The following is a 14,744-nucleotide window of genomic DNA, read 5'->3' as shown; positions in this document are numbered from 1 at the left end:
GGATCCAGCGGCGGGAGCACCTCGGAATGCGCCACCGAGGCGGCCGGTGCGGGCGAATCGCCGGTGGCGGGGGCGGCCATCGCGGCCGAAAGCGGCAGGCCCGCTCCGAGAGCGACGCCGAGCGATGCGACGGAGGCGCCGCGAACCAGGCGCGAGGTCAGCGGCGCGAGATAACCGGTGACGGCGCTGGCTCGAGCGCGGCCGGCCAGGACGAGGAGCGCAAGGATACCGGAGGCGGCATACCACGCGCTGAGTGCGGCGGCCAGGACAAGGAGTATGGCCGCGACGCCTGATTCATAGCTGCGGGCCTGCCACACCGGGGAGACGAGCACCTCGCCGATCGTCGTCGTGGCGAGGCGGGTGAAGGCGATGGCACCCGCGGCACCGAGAGAGCTCAGGAGCAGGGAGGCTAGGACTCGTTGTTTCATCTCTCGGAACCTCGGTTCATGTTGTTTGATGTTGTTTGGTGTTCTTATATCTAGTCGAGGTTCCGTTCGTTGTAAAGCCCTGTGGAGAACTTGGGGGTCGAGCGGCTACGGTGAAAGCCAGCCAGGAGTAAGGAGGCAGCGATGAGTGATGGGCTCGATCCCGCGATTTCTCGGCTGCTCATGGACCTGTCTGATCGGCTCGCGACGATTGAGAGTGCGCAGCTGGAAGCCGAGTTAGTGGAGGCCGAACGTTCTTCCGTGGGAATCACCGAACGGCTGACCTCGTCCCTTGGCGCGAAAATGCACGTCGTGATGCAGGGTGGGCGCAGCGCTGATGGGGTATTGCAAGACGTGTCGGCAACGTGGGCGAGGCTCGAGCGCGCCCAGGCTCACCACGTCTTTGTAGCGATCGCGAAGATCGCTGTGATCAAGGGGCTTGGGCGTGCTTCCCACACCCACCGCGAGGTCGATATTCGGCGGAGTTGGGGTCACATGCTGCGGCGCTGCGGCGCGCAAGGGGTGCGGGTAAGAATTTGTTGCGCGCAGCGCGAGATCACCGGGCGAGTGCTCGGTGTGGGAAAGGACGTCGTTGACCTGGAACTTGACGATGGCTCGCGGGCGGCCGTCGTCTTAGATCAGATAGAAACCCTCGATACGTGGGGGCTGGCGAGCTAGGCGTTTTCCTGGCTTAGCTGCTCCACGCGGGCCGCGTTTTCGCGGTATTTCTGCTGGATGTAATCTTCCAGCACGCTGGCTTCGATACGCCACTGGCCGCGACCGCCCACCTGGATGGCAGGGATTTCCCCGGAGCGCACAAGGGCGCGCGCCTGGATCATGGAAACGGCCAGCTGTTCGGCCAGGTCCGAGAGGGTGAGGAAGCGTGCGGTCATGATCTAAGTATGGCAGAGCGGGCCAAAGTGCAACAAAGTTATCCACAATCAGCGCAACGCACTTGCGGCCAGCACGTGACCTTCGGCATAGTCTGGTCCATGACCTCTCGTCAAAAACGCGCCTCTCGCGTTGTTGCCATGCGTCCCTCGCTGCGCGATCCTCGTCTCGCCGTGGGCATTATCCTCGTCGCGGCGGCCGTGGCGCTCGGGATCTATCTTGTCAACGCCGTCGATCATCGTGTCGGAGTATGGGCTGCGACGTCGACACTGACGCCGGGCAGCGAGCTGCGCGGGAACGTCGAGCGGGCTGAGGTCCACGCCGATGTGGCGAGCCACTATCTCAGTGCGGAGGACGAGCCGCGGGGCAGCGTGACACGCACGGTCGGCAAGGGAGAGCTTATTGCGCGTTCGGCGACGAGCACGGACGAAGGCCAGGAAAAGACGCGCTCCGTCGTGATTCCGCTCGGAACGCAATTGCCGCAGCAAGCGAGCCGGGGCAGCGTCGTCGATGTCTGGTTCATTCCGCGGGCGACTCCCGGATCGGAGGGCTCCGAACCCGAGATCATTGCGGCGGGCGCGATCATCGAGCAGGTCCATACCGCCGGTGGGCTGGGGGTCAATAACCATGGCTCAATCGAAGTCTCGGTCCGCGAGGATAATGTGGCGGCGGTGCTGAAGGCGCTTGCTGGTAATGGCGTCATGTCCGTCGTGCCCCAGGGCGGGACGCTATGAGCGTTGGCGTCCTGATTGCCGTCACGGGCAAGCTCGAGCCGTTGCTCGTGCGGGCGCTGACCAATCACCGCGGCGAGGTGTCGGTGGTGCGGCGCTGCGGGGACGTCAGCGAGCTGCTCGCGGCGGCCGCGGCCGGTATCGGCGGCATTGGCGTGCTGGACGCCTCCGGCGGGGACGTGAGCGCGCAGGTCGTCGCCGATCTTGCCCGCCACGGGGTGCGCGCACTGCTGCTCGCACATCCCGACGACGTGGAACGCACGGCGGCGCTCGGGGCGGCGGCGACGCTGCCGCTTGATACGCCGCCCGCCGAGATTGCCGAGCGAATTGCCGAGCTCGCGCACCGCAGCGAGGAGCCGGAGCCGGCGGCGGATGCGGCGGAGATGCCGCCCCCGCCACCCTCGCCGACGCGGCGCCAGCTGCGAGCCGATGCGAAGATCGAACGCGAGGCGCGGATCATCGCCGTGTGGGGACCGCCCGGCTCGCATGGGCGCTCGAGTCTGGCAGCGGCGCTCGCCCACGCCCTCGTGCGTTACGGCCGAGTGCTGCTCATCGACGCTGACCTGGCGGCGCCCTCGCTCACGCCGCGGCTGGGGATCCTCGATGATGTGTCCGGGCTCGCGACTCTCTCGCGCCGCGCCAACCAGGGCCGGTTAGACGAGGAGGTGCTGGCCGGCGCCGTCATCGCCTCGCACGGCTTCGACCTCGTGACGGGCATCGGTCGGGCGGATCGCTGGCGTGATATCAGCACGGCGACGATCGAGCCGATCCTGGCGCTCGCGCGCGAGCACTACGACGCTATCGTCATCGACGTGGAATCGGTGCCGTGGCCGGTGGCCGATGGCTATGACCAGTTTGGCGCGCAACCGGGCGCGGTGCGCGAGGAGATCCTGGCCGCGGCCGATGATGTGCTGGTGGTGGCGCAGGCCGATACGGTCTCGATCGCGCGGCTGATCACGCACGTGCAGTCGCACCCGGTAACCGAGCGTGAGCACGTCGTCGTGACCGCGGTGCGAAACGCGGCCGCGGGCTCGGATGCCGCGCGCTCGGTCCTCGAAGTGCTCTCGCGGTTCACCTCAATTGAGCGAGCGACGCTCATTTCAGATGAGCGCAAGGCCCTGGATGCGGCCCTGTTGGCCGGTGCTCCGATCACACAGAGCGCGCCGCACTGCGCGATGTCGCTCGTTATCGGCGAGCTGGCGGCCGAGCTCATGGGCACGGCCGCGCCGGCGCGGCCTTCGGTGCTGAAGCGGCTCGCCGCAACGTTTTCTCGCTCAGCTGCTACCTGACCTGGCACGATAGAGCTATGCGCTGTTTCTTGCCGTTCACCCGCGCCGATCTGACGAACCCCGCCCCGAACGCTTTCAATGCCGGTGCCCGTGCGTGCGCGGATACCCGCGCATTGCAGCGTGAGGTGCCGGAGGCCGATGAGGAAGAGCGCGAGCTGATCGCCACGCTCGCGGCCGGGGACTATTCGGCACTTGCGTACCAAGAGCGGCCCGCGCGGCGCATCGTCGTCGCCGTTGATGCTCGGGTGCAGGAGCTGACGAACCCGGAGCTTGCCTGCGATGTCGAGCTTGCCGAGGCAATCACCTGGGGCGATGCCGTCGCGCTGCTCGTGGACGAGGCCGCGGCCGAGGAATGCGTCGCGGCGGCCGGAAGTGATCAAGCGGCCCTTGAGGGCCTGGAGGATTTCGACCTGCTGTGGTTTGACATCACCGAACGCGATGATGTCATTGCGCAGCTGGAAGGCTAACCGGCGTAGACCCGCAGCGTGGAGGTGGCGTCCTCCCGTTTCGTGACCTCGATGCGGTCCGCAATCTGCTGCTTCATCTCCTCGACGTGGCTGACCACACCGACGGCGCGGCCGCTCGCGTGGAGCTGATGGAGCACGCTCATCACCTGATCGAGGGTGCCGCTATCGAGCGAGCCGAAGCCTTCGTCGATAAACAGCGTGTTCATTTCGATGCCGCCGTGGGTGGCGCGCACGGTATCGGCGAGGCCGAGGGCGAGGGAGAGGGCGGTATAGAAGGTCTCGCCGCCGGACAGGGACGATAGGGACCGCGTCCTGCCGCGCGCCGCGTCGAAAACTGTGAGGGAAAGCCCGAGTTTTCGGTTGCGTCCCGATTCGCGTTCGTTACTGCGCTGCAGGTGATAGCGCCCATCGGAGATCTCGGCCAGGCGCTCATTGGTGACGTGCAAAACCGAGTCGAACATGTCCAGCACAACGAACGTGGAGAGCGTCAGCGAGCGGCCGTTGCGGCCGTCCGCGAGGTGGCCGAGGGCGATCTCATCGACGACGCCGGCGGCCTGGCGGTCGTATTCGGCTCGCGCGCGCCGCGCCGTGGTGTGGGCGGTCAGGACGGCGTCGCGCCACGAGGTGGCGACGGCGGCAAGAGCGCTGGTGCGCTCGTTGCGGGAATCGGCGGCACGTCGCAATTCCTCCACTTCGGTGAGGTCAACCTGGCCGTGCGCGAGAGCCGCATGATTGGCCGGATCACCAAGGACGGCTGCCACCGTCACGGCGGCCTCGCGGTGCGCCGAAATACTCGCGGCCAGTTCCGTGCGGCGCTCATCCGTCAGGGCCGCACGCTGGGCGGCGTCGTAGCTAGCAAAGTCCGATTCTTGCAGGTGGCGCTTCAGGTTGTTGCCAGCGCGGGTGATGCCGGCAAACATCTGGATGGCGCTCTGGATGATGGTGCGCGCGCGATCATTGTCCGTTCGCTTGGCCTGCAGTTCGGCGGCGAGTTCCTCAATGGAGTCGGCTCCGGCGAGCTTGTCGCCCAGCATCTCTTGTTCCTGTGCACGCTCCGCGCGAAGAGCCGTGAGGCGGTCCGCGCTGGCTGCGCGCCGCTCTGCCAGGTTGCGGCGTTCGGCCTCGAGCTCGACCCGACGGTGCTGCAGCGCGGAGATGGCATCCTTGCGTGCAGTTGCGCTGAGCTGGGCCTGTTCGGCGGCGGCGAGCGCTTCAGCGGCTTGCCGATACGCACTCTCGGCCTCGGCAAGCCCGCTCCCTCCGGCAGCGCTGCGTGCTTCGGCGTGTTGCTCGCTCGCTTCGCTCAGGCGCACCCGCTGCGCGGCAAGGGCCTCGGCCGACTGCTGCGCCTCGGCGATAGCGGCGCGCACATCGGCAGCGGTGACGTCAGTGTCGTGGGGCGATGCGGGATTGGGGTGTTCTAGGGCGCCACACACGGGACAGGGCGAACCGGGGCTGAGCTCGGCAGCAAGATCGCCTGCGGTGTGGCGGACGTGTGCGTCCTGCCGGGCTCGAGCGCGCTCGTTCGCTTGGTGGGCGGCGGCCTCACATTGCGCCACAGCCTCTCGCAGGCTCGCGATTTTCTTAAGGAGCGTCGCGGCTTTGTGCGCCGCCTGCACGATGGTCTGCTGGCGGCTCGCGTGTTCGCGCAGATCTTCCACATTGGCTGCGGCCGCCGTGAGTTCCGCGAGGTCACGTTCCTGTTCGGTGATAGCTGCCGTGGTGGCTTCGAGTTCGCTCGTCGCGGTCAGGTGACGTTCGCCATCGGTCTCATCGACCTTGGTGAGCTCGGCGAGCTCGTCGCCGAGAGCCTCGATGCGCCGAGCGTGTCCTTGAAGGGCAGCGAGCTCGCCTTGCGCGCGCTCGATGGAGCGTGCGATCAGTTCGAACGTGTTCTTGGCGCTCGACAGTTCGGCTTCGAAAGGGGAACGGTCCACGTCGATGATCTCGTCGACCGACGAGGGTAGACGAGAGGGCACGTCTGATGTGGCCAGCTCATCCAGGTTCGCGTTGAACTTGGCGATATCGGTCGTAAGCTCCGTGCTAGCGGCAATGATCGGGCGCGCGCGCATATCGGCTGCGACGGCCGCCTCTGCCTGGAGAATATCTGCCTCGGCGGCGTCAAGCTCGCGCCGGCGCAGCCTGGCAGTCTCGCAATCGTGTTGGCGGCGTGCGATGTCGCTTAGCCGGGACGCTTCGGCCAGCGTTTCGTCGTAGATGCTGCGGGTTTCGATGGCATCTAACCGGGCCGCCTCCGCGATCGATACGACAACCTGGATTCGTTCGTCGAGGACCGCATCGAGCTCGGTATTGCCCAAGAGTTCAGAATCGGGGATGCTCGCGTCCGCGTCGGTGACAGGCTGCGGGGGAGTGAACCGGGAGCGGGTGATGGCCTCAGGAACTTCTTCCAAGGTGTTCGTGACGGCGAGCAGTTCGACGGCGGCGTTGCGGGCGGCGCGCTCGACGAGTTTTTCTGCTTTACTTGCCCGCTCCTTCAGTGCATCTTGGAGATCCTGGTAGAGCTTGGCGCCGAGAATATCGCGCAGGATCTCGGTGCGGACTTCGGGCTTTGCGGTAAGGAATCGCGAGAATTGGCCCTGGGGTAGCACCATCGTTTGGGTGAACTGCTCGCGCGTGAGACCGATGATTTCTCCGAGTTTGGTGCCGGCTTCTACAACCTGGTGGGCGATGACCTCGCCAGCGTCGGGGTTGCCAATATCGTCGGGTCCGCTCAGGCGCAGCAGGAGGCAGGTCCCATTGCGGGTCGTCGTGCCGGTGCCGCGGAGTTTAGGTGCCGTGTGCTCAGGAGTGCGCCGGACGCGATAGATCCCGGAGTCATTGGAAAAGGTCAGTTCGACCCATGGCGTTGTGTTCGGAGCCGCAAGGCTGTGGAGTCGTTCCTTGGTGGCATTGTCGGCGCCGCTGCCCGACGCGCCGTACAGACCGAAGACGATCGCGTCAATGAGCGTCGATTTTCCGGACCCCGTCGGACCCGAGAGTAAGAAGAGTCCGGAGGTGGCTAGCTCATCGAAATCGATGGTGTGGTGATCAGGGAACGGCCCGATGGCTTCGAACTCGAGGCGGTGCAGTCTCATCGCGCGCGCTCCTTTGCCAGGAGGCCTTCATAGGTGTCTTGGAGGACTGTGCGTTGCGGTGCGGTCATGTCCTCGCCCGTGACATGGGAAACGAAGGTCTCGACGACGGTGAGGGGGTCGGCGAGCTGGCGCGCCGTGACCGTGATGGATTCGCGGATCACCTCGGTAGGTTCGTGTGTGAGCGCGAGCAGGTGAGGGAAATGGTCTTTGAGTTGTGTGAACGCCTCGCGCGGCCGGACCGTATCGGTGAGGATCGCCTTGACGCGGGTCCTGTCAGATATATCCGTCCGGCCCAGTAGCTCGGCCAGGGTGCCACGCACGACGGCAAGGGGATGGCGCACGGGCGCCGAAATCTCTTCCAGGCAGACTCCTTTGGGCGTGATGTCCACGAGCGTGGACGACTTCACGTCGTTGGCTTCGGAGAACGAAAATGCGAGGGGTGAGCCCGAGTAGCGGGTGCGGCTGGCGGCCGAAATATCTTGTGGGCGGTGCAGGTGGCCGAGCGCGACGTAGTCGGCATGAAGCGGCGCAAAAACGCCGGCGGGAATGCGGTCGACGCCACCGACTTGAATGTCCCGTTCGGACTCGCTGGGCTCACCGCCAGCAATGAAGGCATGCGCCGCCACGACGAGGGTAGCCCCCGCGTTGCGCGCAGCGACGGCGGTCGGCTCGAGTTCGCGAACCACTGCGCTCATCACGGCTTCGTGGCTACGGGCGGGCAGCTGGCCATCGGGCAATGCGAACGCGCGGCGTGCGGCATCGACGTCGAGGTAGGGGATCGCGAGGAAGCAGGCCGGTCCCGATGCGCTCGGGATCGTCACGGGCTGCAGCGCAGAGCGCGGCGAGGTGCGCAGGTGGAGGCGCTCGTTCGTCAGGCCCTCAAGGAAACCGAGCCGCTGCGCAGAATCGTGGTTCCCGGCCGTCAGGATGACGTGCGTGAGTTCGGTCAGCCGACGCAGCGTGGCGTGCAGCAGCTTGACCGAGTCGACCGGCGGGAACGCGCGGTCATACACATCGCCCGAGACGAGCACCGCGTCCACGCTTTCGCTGCGCACCAGATCGATGAGGTGATCAAGATAGGCAGCGTGATCCTCGCTCAGATCACTCTGGTGCAAGGTGCGACCCAGATGCCAGTCAGCGGTGTGTAAGAGCCTCATGCCTCAAGGGTAGGAGATGCTGCCGACACGCTAGGAAGCGTGCGGATCGGAGGCGTTGGCAAGCAGGGAGCGGACCTCTTCGTGTAGGCGCCCGTTGGTCGCGACGGCGTTGCCTCCGAAGGGGCCTGGCTCGCCGTCGAGCGAGGTGAAGGTGCCGCCGGCCTCGGTCACGATCGGGACGAGTGCCGCCATGTCGTACAGGGCGAGTTCGGGCTCGCATGCGATATCGACGGCACCCTCGGCGACGAGCATGTAGGACCAGAAATCGCCGTATGCGCGGGTCCGCCAACACGATTCACTCAGCGTCAAAAACGAGCGAAGCCTGCCCTGTTCCGCCCAGCCGTGCAGCGAGGAGTAGGACAGCGAAGCATCGGAAAGCGCGCCAACGTCGGAGACATGGATTTGGCGAGCCTGGCTCATTGAGCGGCCCGTGAACGCGCCGTGGCCCTTCGCTGCCCACCAGCGGCGCTGGAGCTCGGGGGCCGAGACAACCCCGACGACCATCTCCCCTTCGATCGCTAACCCGATGAGGGTGGCCCACACGGGAACGCCGCGCACGAAGTTATTCGTGCCATCGATCGGGTCGATGAACCACTGGCGGGCCGACGTCCCCGTCGTGCCAAACTCCTCGCCCACGATCGAATCGCCCGGGCGAACCCGACGCAGCTGCTCGCGAATGATCTTCTCGGCCGTGCGATCCGCCTCGGTCACGAGCGTGAAGTCCGGCTTGGTCTCGACGGCAAAATCATGCGCCTTGAACTGCGCGGACGTGTAGTTGTCCACCTGCGCGGCAAGATAGTGGGCGAGGCGGAGATCATCAACGTAGCTGGTGGCCATGGTCCTTAGGCTACCGTTCGCACCTGTAACAGCAGTCGTCTTCCGTAGAGGTTCGCGCAGGTCTTCGTGATGCCTCATGTCACGAGCTCCGGATGAGTTCGTCGTTGCCTCAGGTACCGATCTTCGGGGTGGTGGGGACGTTGCCTCAGGTATTTCCTTTGGTTACCCGGTGAGCTTGCTGGCTCGAGTTGGCTCGTTGTGGCGGTTTCGGCCTTTGGCCTGGGAGAGGTCTTGGAGGCATGCGGGGAGGTCTACGATCTTGCGTTGCAGCACGCCCAGATGCAGTCGCTTGTAGCGGGCGTTGATCGTGATCACGGGCCGTTTGCGGATCGCGGGGTGAGCCCTGCACGCTGGTGCGGGATGGTGGCCTGGGTTACTTCTCGCGGACCTTGGCTCCGTCGCGATGCTTGGAGGCGAACTTGAGACTGGGGAGGAAGTAGTTCGCGAAGGCATCATTGGCGTCCCAGATCTGGTTGAGCACTTACAGCTCGCCGGCGTGTCGTAGCGGTAGTAGCCGACCAGCTCGCGTACCCGAGCCCAGTACGTCTGCTAAAGGTAGCAGCCATCGTTCTTCTTCCCCGACCGCCCGCGGGTGTACGTGATCTCGCACTGCTCACAGTAGGTCAGCAGGAGGTGGTTGATGAACTCGGAACCGTTGTCCGAATCGATGCCGCGGATTGGGAAGGGGACATCGCCGCGGTCTGGTCGATCGCCTCGATCACCCAGACCCTGGCTCGGTTGGGCATTGACCGGTTGACCGACCAACGTGTTGCGATATCGGTCGTGGTCAGGGTGTAACAGTACTCCTCGGCCGCCACGCCGTCGTCCTGGCCGACCTGGTCGATCTTGATGAACCCTGGCTCCTCCTCGTACCAGTCGGCGAAAGTGCGCATCGGGATCTGGTGCTTGGGCAAGAGAACCGGGCTTGGTGCGCGAGCGTCCTCCGAGCAGCTCGGCTTGCTCATCGGTGACCTGGATCTCGACCTCGGTGCGCAGCAGCGGCACCAGCACCGGCATGAAGGGGGCCGTGAACTTCCCCGCATGGGCGTGCAACAGCACCCAGCACCGGATCAGGGTCGGCAGCACATCATCGCTGTAGACGCGCGGCCCTCGACCTCGCCGATTACCAGCGGTCCGCAATGCGCGAGGGTGTCGACCTCGAAGAACCCCGGCTCGGCCTCGATTTCGTCACTGGCCTTGCGTACCGTGATCGAGTTGCGCAGCAGTTGACCAGGTTTCGTGGCGGACTTGTCCCGGATCAGATCCTTCACGTGCGCTGGGGCCTGATACTGGTCGATCGTGGCCGCCGACATCGCTAACAATTCTGCTTTGACTTGCAGGCTGTAGCGATCCTGGGACCATACCAGTTTGCTTTCAGCTTCCATCGCCTCGATCCAATCCTCCATGGACGGGGTAAGGTAATGCCCGCAGCTGCCGCCCGAGGACGACCACACCCTGGGCGCAACCAGTCTCGCGTCATAGGAGTACCGAAACCGCCTTGGTCTTGCGTCGATCAATTACCGCGACCGTCGCGACCGCGCGCCTCGGGACCTGGTTCAACTGGCCCACCAACTGCTGTCGCGTATGGTCCCGGTTCCAGCCCGTGACCTCCACCACCTGATCCAGGATCTGGGACTTGCCCTTCTTCGGCGCCGCCGCGTAGGCCTTCGCATACTTGTTCGTGATCTCATACCTGGCAGACAACACCAGTTTCTTCGCACCCACACCTCATCGTGACCGACTCACCGTTCGCGGGGGAAACCATGTGAGGTATGGCCCTCTCGTACGCGGGGACTATATGTGAGTGTCGCCAAGAGGGTTGTGCAAGTCACTTTTGATGGTATAAACTATGCCTAGAGTCTACGAGGGGGTAGGTCATGGGGGTGCAATCAGTTAAACGTCTAGTCTTAACAGCGGTCACGGTCTCCTGCGTCGTATTGACTACGGTAGGTGCGAAGGCTGCTGATCTTCAGCGCAGCAATGCAGCTATCGTTGACGATGCAACTTCAGCTTCTCAATTTAGCGGAGAACCTGTTGAAGATCTGGTGGCGGAGACTTCCTTCCAGGAATCAGTCAATCAGATTCTCGATCCTATTATTGATCGTTTTGAGCACATCTATGCAGGAGCGGGGTTCGATACTGCGAACTCTGCTTATCTAGCCGTCATAGGTTCGGCGCCTGAAGATTTGAGGATGTCACTGAAGGATTATCCTGAGATCGATCTCATTGAAAACGCTGCAATGACAGAAGCTGATGCTGATGTCTTGATGCAAGAGGTCTCTGATCTTGTAGTGCGTGATATGGCGACTGCCCCCGGTTCGATCGTGTCTGTTGATCCAATCGAGGGCACGACTGAGATTAGTACGCCACGCGATCTATCGCGGGCGACGAAAGAGAACGTGGTCCAGGCCCTCGGTGCAGCGCCAAAGGACCGCAGCGCGTCAGATTCGACTGTTCTATCGCCTCGCGTTTCGTTCGCTGTTGACTCGGATTTGGGGGCGAGAGCTGACTCAGTGGCCGGTGGCGAGAAACTCACACCTCTTCACAGTACTGCTACCACATGTACTGCAGGCTTTCCTGCGAGAGCGGGTAATCAGCGAGGATTGCTCACGGCTGGACATTGTCCCGATATGTTGAGCGTTGACGGCGGTAACAAGCTTTTTCGCGCAACCCACCAGCACACTGGTAGCCGAGGAGATAGCCAGTGGCATTCGAGTAAGGTCCCCGTACTGGGGAAGTTTCGCTATCAGTGGGGAGAGTTTCGACCGGTTTGGGCGCATCCTCGTATTAAGTCGGGGCTGAGGGTCTGTAGGTTTGGCTCCGTCTCTGGCAATGGTACGGGCTGTACTACCGTATTCAAGGTCTCCGTCTGCATCGATTACGACAATCTTGGACGATATTGCAAGCTGGCGACCACTGATAGGTGGACAGGCTCGAAGGGTGGCGATAGCGGCGGCCCTTGGTACTGGGGGAACAATGCTTATGGGATCCATAGCGGGTCGGGACACTATCAGGGTAGGTATCGCAACTTTTTCTTTCCATCAAACCGAGCACTAGCATTGAGTGGTTTACAAGCAATTTATGGCCGATAACATGAAACAGTTTGGTTGTTTCGTTTTAATCTCGACACTCCTTATTGCCGGGTGCGGTGCGAAAGACGCGACACATTGGCACACCAGCACTGACCTGCATTACTTGACGTACGGTGCGTCGGACATAGACAGCCAGCTCGACTCAGCGTGGTCAGGGAAGCTGGTGCGTGTCGGAGATTGCGTGGGGGTGGAGAGAGACGGCCGGTATCTCATTCAGATTCCAGACAGTTACGAGCTTGTGGCGAACGAAAGTGGCCAGTTCGCTCTTCGACATGGCACGGATGTCTACCCCTTCGATCGCGAATACACGGGTGGGGGAGTGACGCGCGAGAGCCTTGACATGGTTGCAGGACGCGCGGAGCTGCAAAAGTGCGCAGCTGAGCATGCAGTCACAGGCATCGTGATGATCTACACCGTCGAAAAGTAGCCGCTAGCGTTCGTAATCCGGCAGTACAGCTTCGCGAGCAGCAAGCAGCCGCCGATAGGACTCGACACGAGCCGCAGCCCGGGGCGATGTCTGCGCGTAATCGGTCAGGGCGCACTCCAGCGAATCGGCGCGGTGCTCGCAGCCCCGCGGACACTCGGCGGCGATGCGAGACAGGTCGTCAAAACCACGCAGCAGGTCATCAGGCTCGACATGCGCCAAACCGAAGGAGCGCACGCCCGGTGTGTCGATAATCCACGTGCCGTCCTCGCTCACGAACGCGATAGCCGAGGTCGAGGTGTGACGGCCGCGGCCGGTGACGACGTTGACGTCGCCCGTCTTTCGCGCGGCATCGGGCACCAGCTCGTTGACGAGCGTCGATTTGCCGACGCCCGAGTGGCCGATCAGGACCGTGCGACTGCCGCCGAGCAGCTCCCGCAATTCGGCCATCCCCGTCGCGTTGCCGCTCGTGTCGATAGAGGTTGTGACGATCTCGAGATCCAGCGGCTCGTACAGGCGCCGCATCTCAGCATCGGAGGTGAGGTCGGACTTCGTCAGGCACAGGATGGGCCTCAGTCCGCCGTCATATGCCGCGACGAGGCAGCGGTCGATCATGCCAGGGCGCGGCGGCGGATCGGCAAGCGCGGTCACGATAAGGAGCTGATCAGCGTTAGCCACAATGACGCGCTGCTGCCCGCTTGATTCGCCGTCTTCGGCGCTGCGAGCCAACTCGGTTTCGCGCGGATCGACCTCCACAATTCGCGCGAGAGTGTCCTTCTTGCCGGATAGGTCAGAGGTCAACGCCACCCGGTCGCCGATGACGACCGAGGGGATTTCTCGCGCTTTGACCGCGACGAGCGCCACACCGTCATCACTGAGGACACCGTAGCGGCCGCGATCGACCGAGGTGACGGAACCGCGGGGCGCATCAGAGTAGTCGGGCCGGCGCTTGGTGCGCGGACGAGACCCACGGCCGGGACGAACCCGGACCCGTGGGTCATCGGTACCTATATCGCGTCGGCGTGCCACTTACGACCTAGTCGTCGTCGCGGTAGCGCGCCTTCAGCTTCTGCTTGGTGTCCTTCAGGTCGGCGCGGTGCTCCAGGTAGTTGTCCCAGCGCCAGCCCAGCGACGGTTTTCCGGCGCGATCATTGGCGGCGTAGAGCAGGCCACCCGCAAGGGCGCCACCCTTGAGCAGATTTGCGGTGAATTCCTTGCGCTGGTCAGCGGACTTCGCCTGCCACAGCGGATTGGAGGTCACGACGAGCGGCAGGTTGATGGCCGCGAGCGTGAGTGCCGCGGTGCGCGGCTTACGGCCGGTGGCCAGGCACAGGCCCGCAACAGCCGAGACACCACCAAGGACACGGGCGAGCATTTCCGTGTCGGAGGACAGCGCCGGCGGCAGACCGAGCTGGGTCAGGGGCTTTTCGAGCGTCGCGAAGCGCTCAGCGTGTTTCTTCGGATTGCGCACGGCATCGATGCCTTCAGCGATGAAGGGGGCCGCGAGCAGCGGGCGGGCGAGCAGCTTGATGATCATGCCTTCTAGTCTGCCACGCCCACTTAGCCGATGCGCGATAACTCCCGTGGAATATTCGCCCTAGTATCGGGCGTTGACCCTTCTATGACCCTCACCTCCAAGCCTGCACGCGCCGCGATCGAGCTCGCGGTTGCCTGGCTACGGCTAGGCTTGATGGTGATGACTACTTATTCCGACGACGAAGATTTCGACGTCGACTCCGATGGCGCGCCCGTGCGCGTCGATGCCGGCGAAACCCCGGAAGAACGTCTCGCACGTTTTGAATCCGATGCCATCCCGCACCTCGACCGCCTCTACGGCGCTGCCGTGCGGATGACGCGCAATCCGGCCGACGCGGAAGATCTCGTCCAAGACACCTTCGCGCGCGCCTATGACAAGTTCGACCAGTACAAACCCGGCACGAACCTGAAGGCCTGGCTGTACCGGATCATGACGAACCTGTACATCAACTCCTATCGCAAAGCCCAGCGGCAGCCGATCCAGGCAGACTCCGACGGCGTTGAGGACTGGCAGCTCCACCGAGCCTCGTTGCACGATCCGGTGGGTCTGCGCTCGGCCGAGGCCGAAGCGCTGGATCGCATTCCCGACAAGAGCGTGCAAGCGGCGCTGATGGCGCTGCCCGAGGACCGCCGTCTCGCGGTCTACCTGGCCGACGTCGAAGGATTTGCGTACAAAGAAATCGCCGAGATCATGGGCACCCCCGTCGGCACAGTCATGTCCCGGCTGCATCGTGGCCGCGCCCAGCTGCGGGAGTCGCTGGCTGATCGCGCCAGGGAATATGGAATTGAGGTGGACTAGG

The 14,744-nt window shown here is 63.9% G+C and carries 17 protein-coding genes; 7 read left to right on the top strand and 10 right to left on the bottom strand.

Translation table 11 applies throughout. The annotated features are described in order from the left end of the window. Nucleotides 1-428, bottom strand: a 428-nt coding sequence (locus tag MUN85_RS09075) for a hypothetical protein (RefSeq protein ID WP_250506411.1), incomplete at its 3' end; no start/stop codon positions are given. 141 nt (nucleotides 429-569) lie between these two features. Here MUN85_RS09075 and MUN85_RS09070 point away from each other — a divergent pair. After that, nucleotides 570-1,103, top strand: coding sequence for a hypothetical protein (locus MUN85_RS09070; protein ID WP_250506410.1), 534 nt, complete (start codon nucleotides 570-572; stop codon nucleotides 1,101-1,103). Here the strand turns inward: MUN85_RS09070 and MUN85_RS09065 are convergent. Next, nucleotides 1,100-1,318, bottom strand: coding sequence for a helix-turn-helix domain-containing protein (locus MUN85_RS09065; RefSeq protein WP_176780640.1), 219 nt, complete (start codon nucleotides 1,316-1,318; stop codon nucleotides 1,100-1,102). The genes MUN85_RS09070 and MUN85_RS09065 overlap by 4 nt on opposite strands. A gap of 99 nt (nucleotides 1,319-1,417) precedes the next feature. Here MUN85_RS09065 and MUN85_RS09060 point away from each other — a divergent pair, with 99 nt between their 5' ends. The 3 genes from MUN85_RS09060 to MUN85_RS09050 are packed head-to-tail and all read left to right on the top strand — an operon-like array spanning nucleotide 1,418 to nucleotide 3,803. After that, a complete protein-coding gene (locus MUN85_RS09060; RefSeq protein ID WP_250506409.1) occupies nucleotides 1,418-2,050 on the top strand; it encodes a hypothetical protein in 633 nt (210 codons plus the stop codon). After that, complete coding sequence (locus tag MUN85_RS09055; protein WP_250506408.1) at nucleotides 2,047-3,336, top strand: CpaE/TadZ family protein; 1,290 nt, start codon at nucleotides 2,047-2,049, stop codon at nucleotides 3,334-3,336. Before MUN85_RS09060 ends, MUN85_RS09055 begins: the two co-directional genes overlap by 4 nt. Before the next feature lie 17 nt (nucleotides 3,337-3,353). Beyond that, a complete protein-coding gene (locus MUN85_RS09050; protein ID WP_250506407.1) occupies nucleotides 3,354-3,803 on the top strand; it encodes a DUF6912 family protein in 450 nt (149 codons plus the stop codon). Here MUN85_RS09050 and MUN85_RS09045 read toward each other — a convergent pair. The 6 genes from MUN85_RS09045 to MUN85_RS09020 form a co-directional block, all read right to left on the bottom strand. Beyond that, nucleotides 3,800-6,898 (bottom strand): AAA family ATPase, encoded by a 3,099-nt coding sequence (locus tag MUN85_RS09045; protein WP_250506406.1) that lies wholly within the window; start codon nucleotides 6,896-6,898, stop codon nucleotides 3,800-3,802. The two genes, MUN85_RS09050 and MUN85_RS09045, sit on opposite strands and share 4 nt — an antisense overlap. Continuing rightward, nucleotides 6,895-8,055 (bottom strand): metallophosphoesterase family protein, encoded by a 1,161-nt coding sequence (locus MUN85_RS09040; protein WP_250506405.1) that lies wholly within the window; start codon nucleotides 8,053-8,055, stop codon nucleotides 6,895-6,897. The genes MUN85_RS09045 and MUN85_RS09040 overlap by 4 nt, the downstream gene beginning before the upstream one ends. A 30-nt stretch (nucleotides 8,056-8,085) precedes the next feature. After that, on the bottom strand, nucleotides 8,086-8,892 hold the full coding sequence (gene hisN, locus MUN85_RS09035) for a histidinol-phosphatase (RefSeq protein WP_250506404.1): 807 nt from the start codon (nucleotides 8,890-8,892) through the stop codon (nucleotides 8,086-8,088). Between the two features lie 549 nt (nucleotides 8,893-9,441). Next, nucleotides 9,442-9,978 (bottom strand): hypothetical protein, encoded by a 537-nt coding sequence (locus MUN85_RS09030; protein WP_250506403.1) that lies wholly within the window; start codon nucleotides 9,976-9,978, stop codon nucleotides 9,442-9,444. Beyond that, on the bottom strand, nucleotides 9,963-10,298 hold the full coding sequence (locus tag MUN85_RS09025; protein WP_250506402.1) for a hypothetical protein: 336 nt from the start codon (nucleotides 10,296-10,298) through the stop codon (nucleotides 9,963-9,965). Before MUN85_RS09025 ends, MUN85_RS09030 begins: the two co-directional genes overlap by 16 nt. 70 nt (nucleotides 10,299-10,368) lie before the next feature. Continuing rightward, nucleotides 10,369-10,617: a hypothetical protein gene (locus MUN85_RS09020; RefSeq protein ID WP_250506401.1), complete on the bottom strand. Its 249-nt coding sequence runs from the start codon at nucleotides 10,615-10,617 to the stop codon at nucleotides 10,369-10,371. A gap of 152 nt (nucleotides 10,618-10,769) precedes the next feature. Here MUN85_RS09020 and MUN85_RS09015 point away from each other — a divergent pair, with 152 nt between their 5' ends. After that, on the top strand, nucleotides 10,770-11,984 hold the full coding sequence (locus MUN85_RS09015; RefSeq protein WP_250506400.1) for a S1 family peptidase: 1,215 nt from the start codon (nucleotides 10,770-10,772) through the stop codon (nucleotides 11,982-11,984). Beyond that, nucleotides 11,974-12,411 (top strand): hypothetical protein, encoded by a 438-nt coding sequence (locus tag MUN85_RS09010; protein WP_250506399.1) that lies wholly within the window; start codon nucleotides 11,974-11,976, stop codon nucleotides 12,409-12,411. The genes MUN85_RS09015 and MUN85_RS09010 overlap by 11 nt, the downstream gene beginning before the upstream one ends. 3 nt (nucleotides 12,412-12,414) lie before the next feature. Here MUN85_RS09010 and rsgA read toward each other — a convergent pair whose 3' ends face one another. After that, entirely contained in the window at nucleotides 12,415-13,437 is a 1,023-nt protein-coding gene (gene rsgA / locus MUN85_RS09005) for a ribosome small subunit-dependent GTPase A (protein WP_250506398.1), read from the bottom strand. A 7-nt stretch (nucleotides 13,438-13,444) separates the two neighbouring features. Continuing rightward, complete coding sequence (locus tag MUN85_RS09000; protein WP_250506397.1) at nucleotides 13,445-13,945, bottom strand: DoxX family protein; 501 nt, start codon at nucleotides 13,943-13,945, stop codon at nucleotides 13,445-13,447. Nucleotides 13,946-14,029: 84 nt separating this feature from the next. Here MUN85_RS09000 and MUN85_RS08995 point away from each other — a divergent pair, with 84 nt between their 5' ends. Then, nucleotides 14,030-14,743: a sigma-70 family RNA polymerase sigma factor gene (locus MUN85_RS08995; RefSeq protein WP_250506396.1), complete on the top strand. Its 714-nt coding sequence runs from the start codon at nucleotides 14,030-14,032 to the stop codon at nucleotides 14,741-14,743. Nucleotide 14,744: the final 1 nt, after the last annotated feature.

This window comes from Bowdeniella massiliensis (assembly GCF_023634005.1).
Lineage (GTDB): Bacteria > Actinomycetota > Actinomycetes > Actinomycetales > Actinomycetaceae > Bowdeniella > Bowdeniella massiliensis.
This window is presented reverse-complemented; position numbering and strand designations above follow the sequence as displayed.

What these genes read in the sequence shown, in the direction of transcription:
- MUN85_RS09025 (WP_250506402.1), bottom strand. Translation starts at nt 10,298, where the DNA reads ATGGAGGATTGGATCGAGGCGATGGAAGCTGAAAGCAAACTGGTATGG.
- MUN85_RS09040 (WP_250506405.1), bottom strand. Translation starts at nt 8,055, where the DNA reads ATGAGGCTCTTACACACCGCTGACTGGCATCTGGGTCGCACCTTGCAC.
- MUN85_RS09055 (WP_250506408.1), top strand. Translation starts at nt 2,047, where the DNA reads ATGAGCGTTGGCGTCCTGATTGCCGTCACGGGCAAGCTCGAGCCGTTG.
- MUN85_RS09010 (WP_250506399.1), top strand. Translation starts at nt 11,974, where the DNA reads ATGGCCGATAACATGAAACAGTTTGGTTGTTTCGTTTTAATCTCGACA.
- MUN85_RS09070 (WP_250506410.1), top strand. Translation starts at nt 570, where the DNA reads ATGAGTGATGGGCTCGATCCCGCGATTTCTCGGCTGCTCATGGACCTG.
- MUN85_RS09000 (WP_250506397.1), bottom strand. Translation starts at nt 13,945, where the DNA reads ATGATCATCAAGCTGCTCGCCCGCCCGCTGCTCGCGGCCCCCTTCATC.
- MUN85_RS09065 (WP_176780640.1), bottom strand. Translation starts at nt 1,318, where the DNA reads ATGACCGCACGCTTCCTCACCCTCTCGGACCTGGCCGAACAGCTGGCC.
- MUN85_RS09045 (WP_250506406.1), bottom strand. Translation starts at nt 6,898, where the DNA reads ATGAGACTGCACCGCCTCGAGTTCGAAGCCATCGGGCCGTTCCCTGAT.
- MUN85_RS09015 (WP_250506400.1), top strand. Translation starts at nt 10,770, where the DNA reads ATGGGGGTGCAATCAGTTAAACGTCTAGTCTTAACAGCGGTCACGGTC.
- MUN85_RS09060 (WP_250506409.1), top strand. Translation starts at nt 1,418, where the DNA reads ATGACCTCTCGTCAAAAACGCGCCTCTCGCGTTGTTGCCATGCGTCCC.
- MUN85_RS08995 (WP_250506396.1), top strand. Translation starts at nt 14,030, where the DNA reads ATGACCCTCACCTCCAAGCCTGCACGCGCCGCGATCGAGCTCGCGGTT.
- hisN (WP_250506404.1), bottom strand. Translation starts at nt 8,892, where the DNA reads ATGGCCACCAGCTACGTTGATGATCTCCGCCTCGCCCACTATCTTGCC.
- MUN85_RS09050 (WP_250506407.1), top strand. Translation starts at nt 3,354, where the DNA reads ATGCGCTGTTTCTTGCCGTTCACCCGCGCCGATCTGACGAACCCCGCC.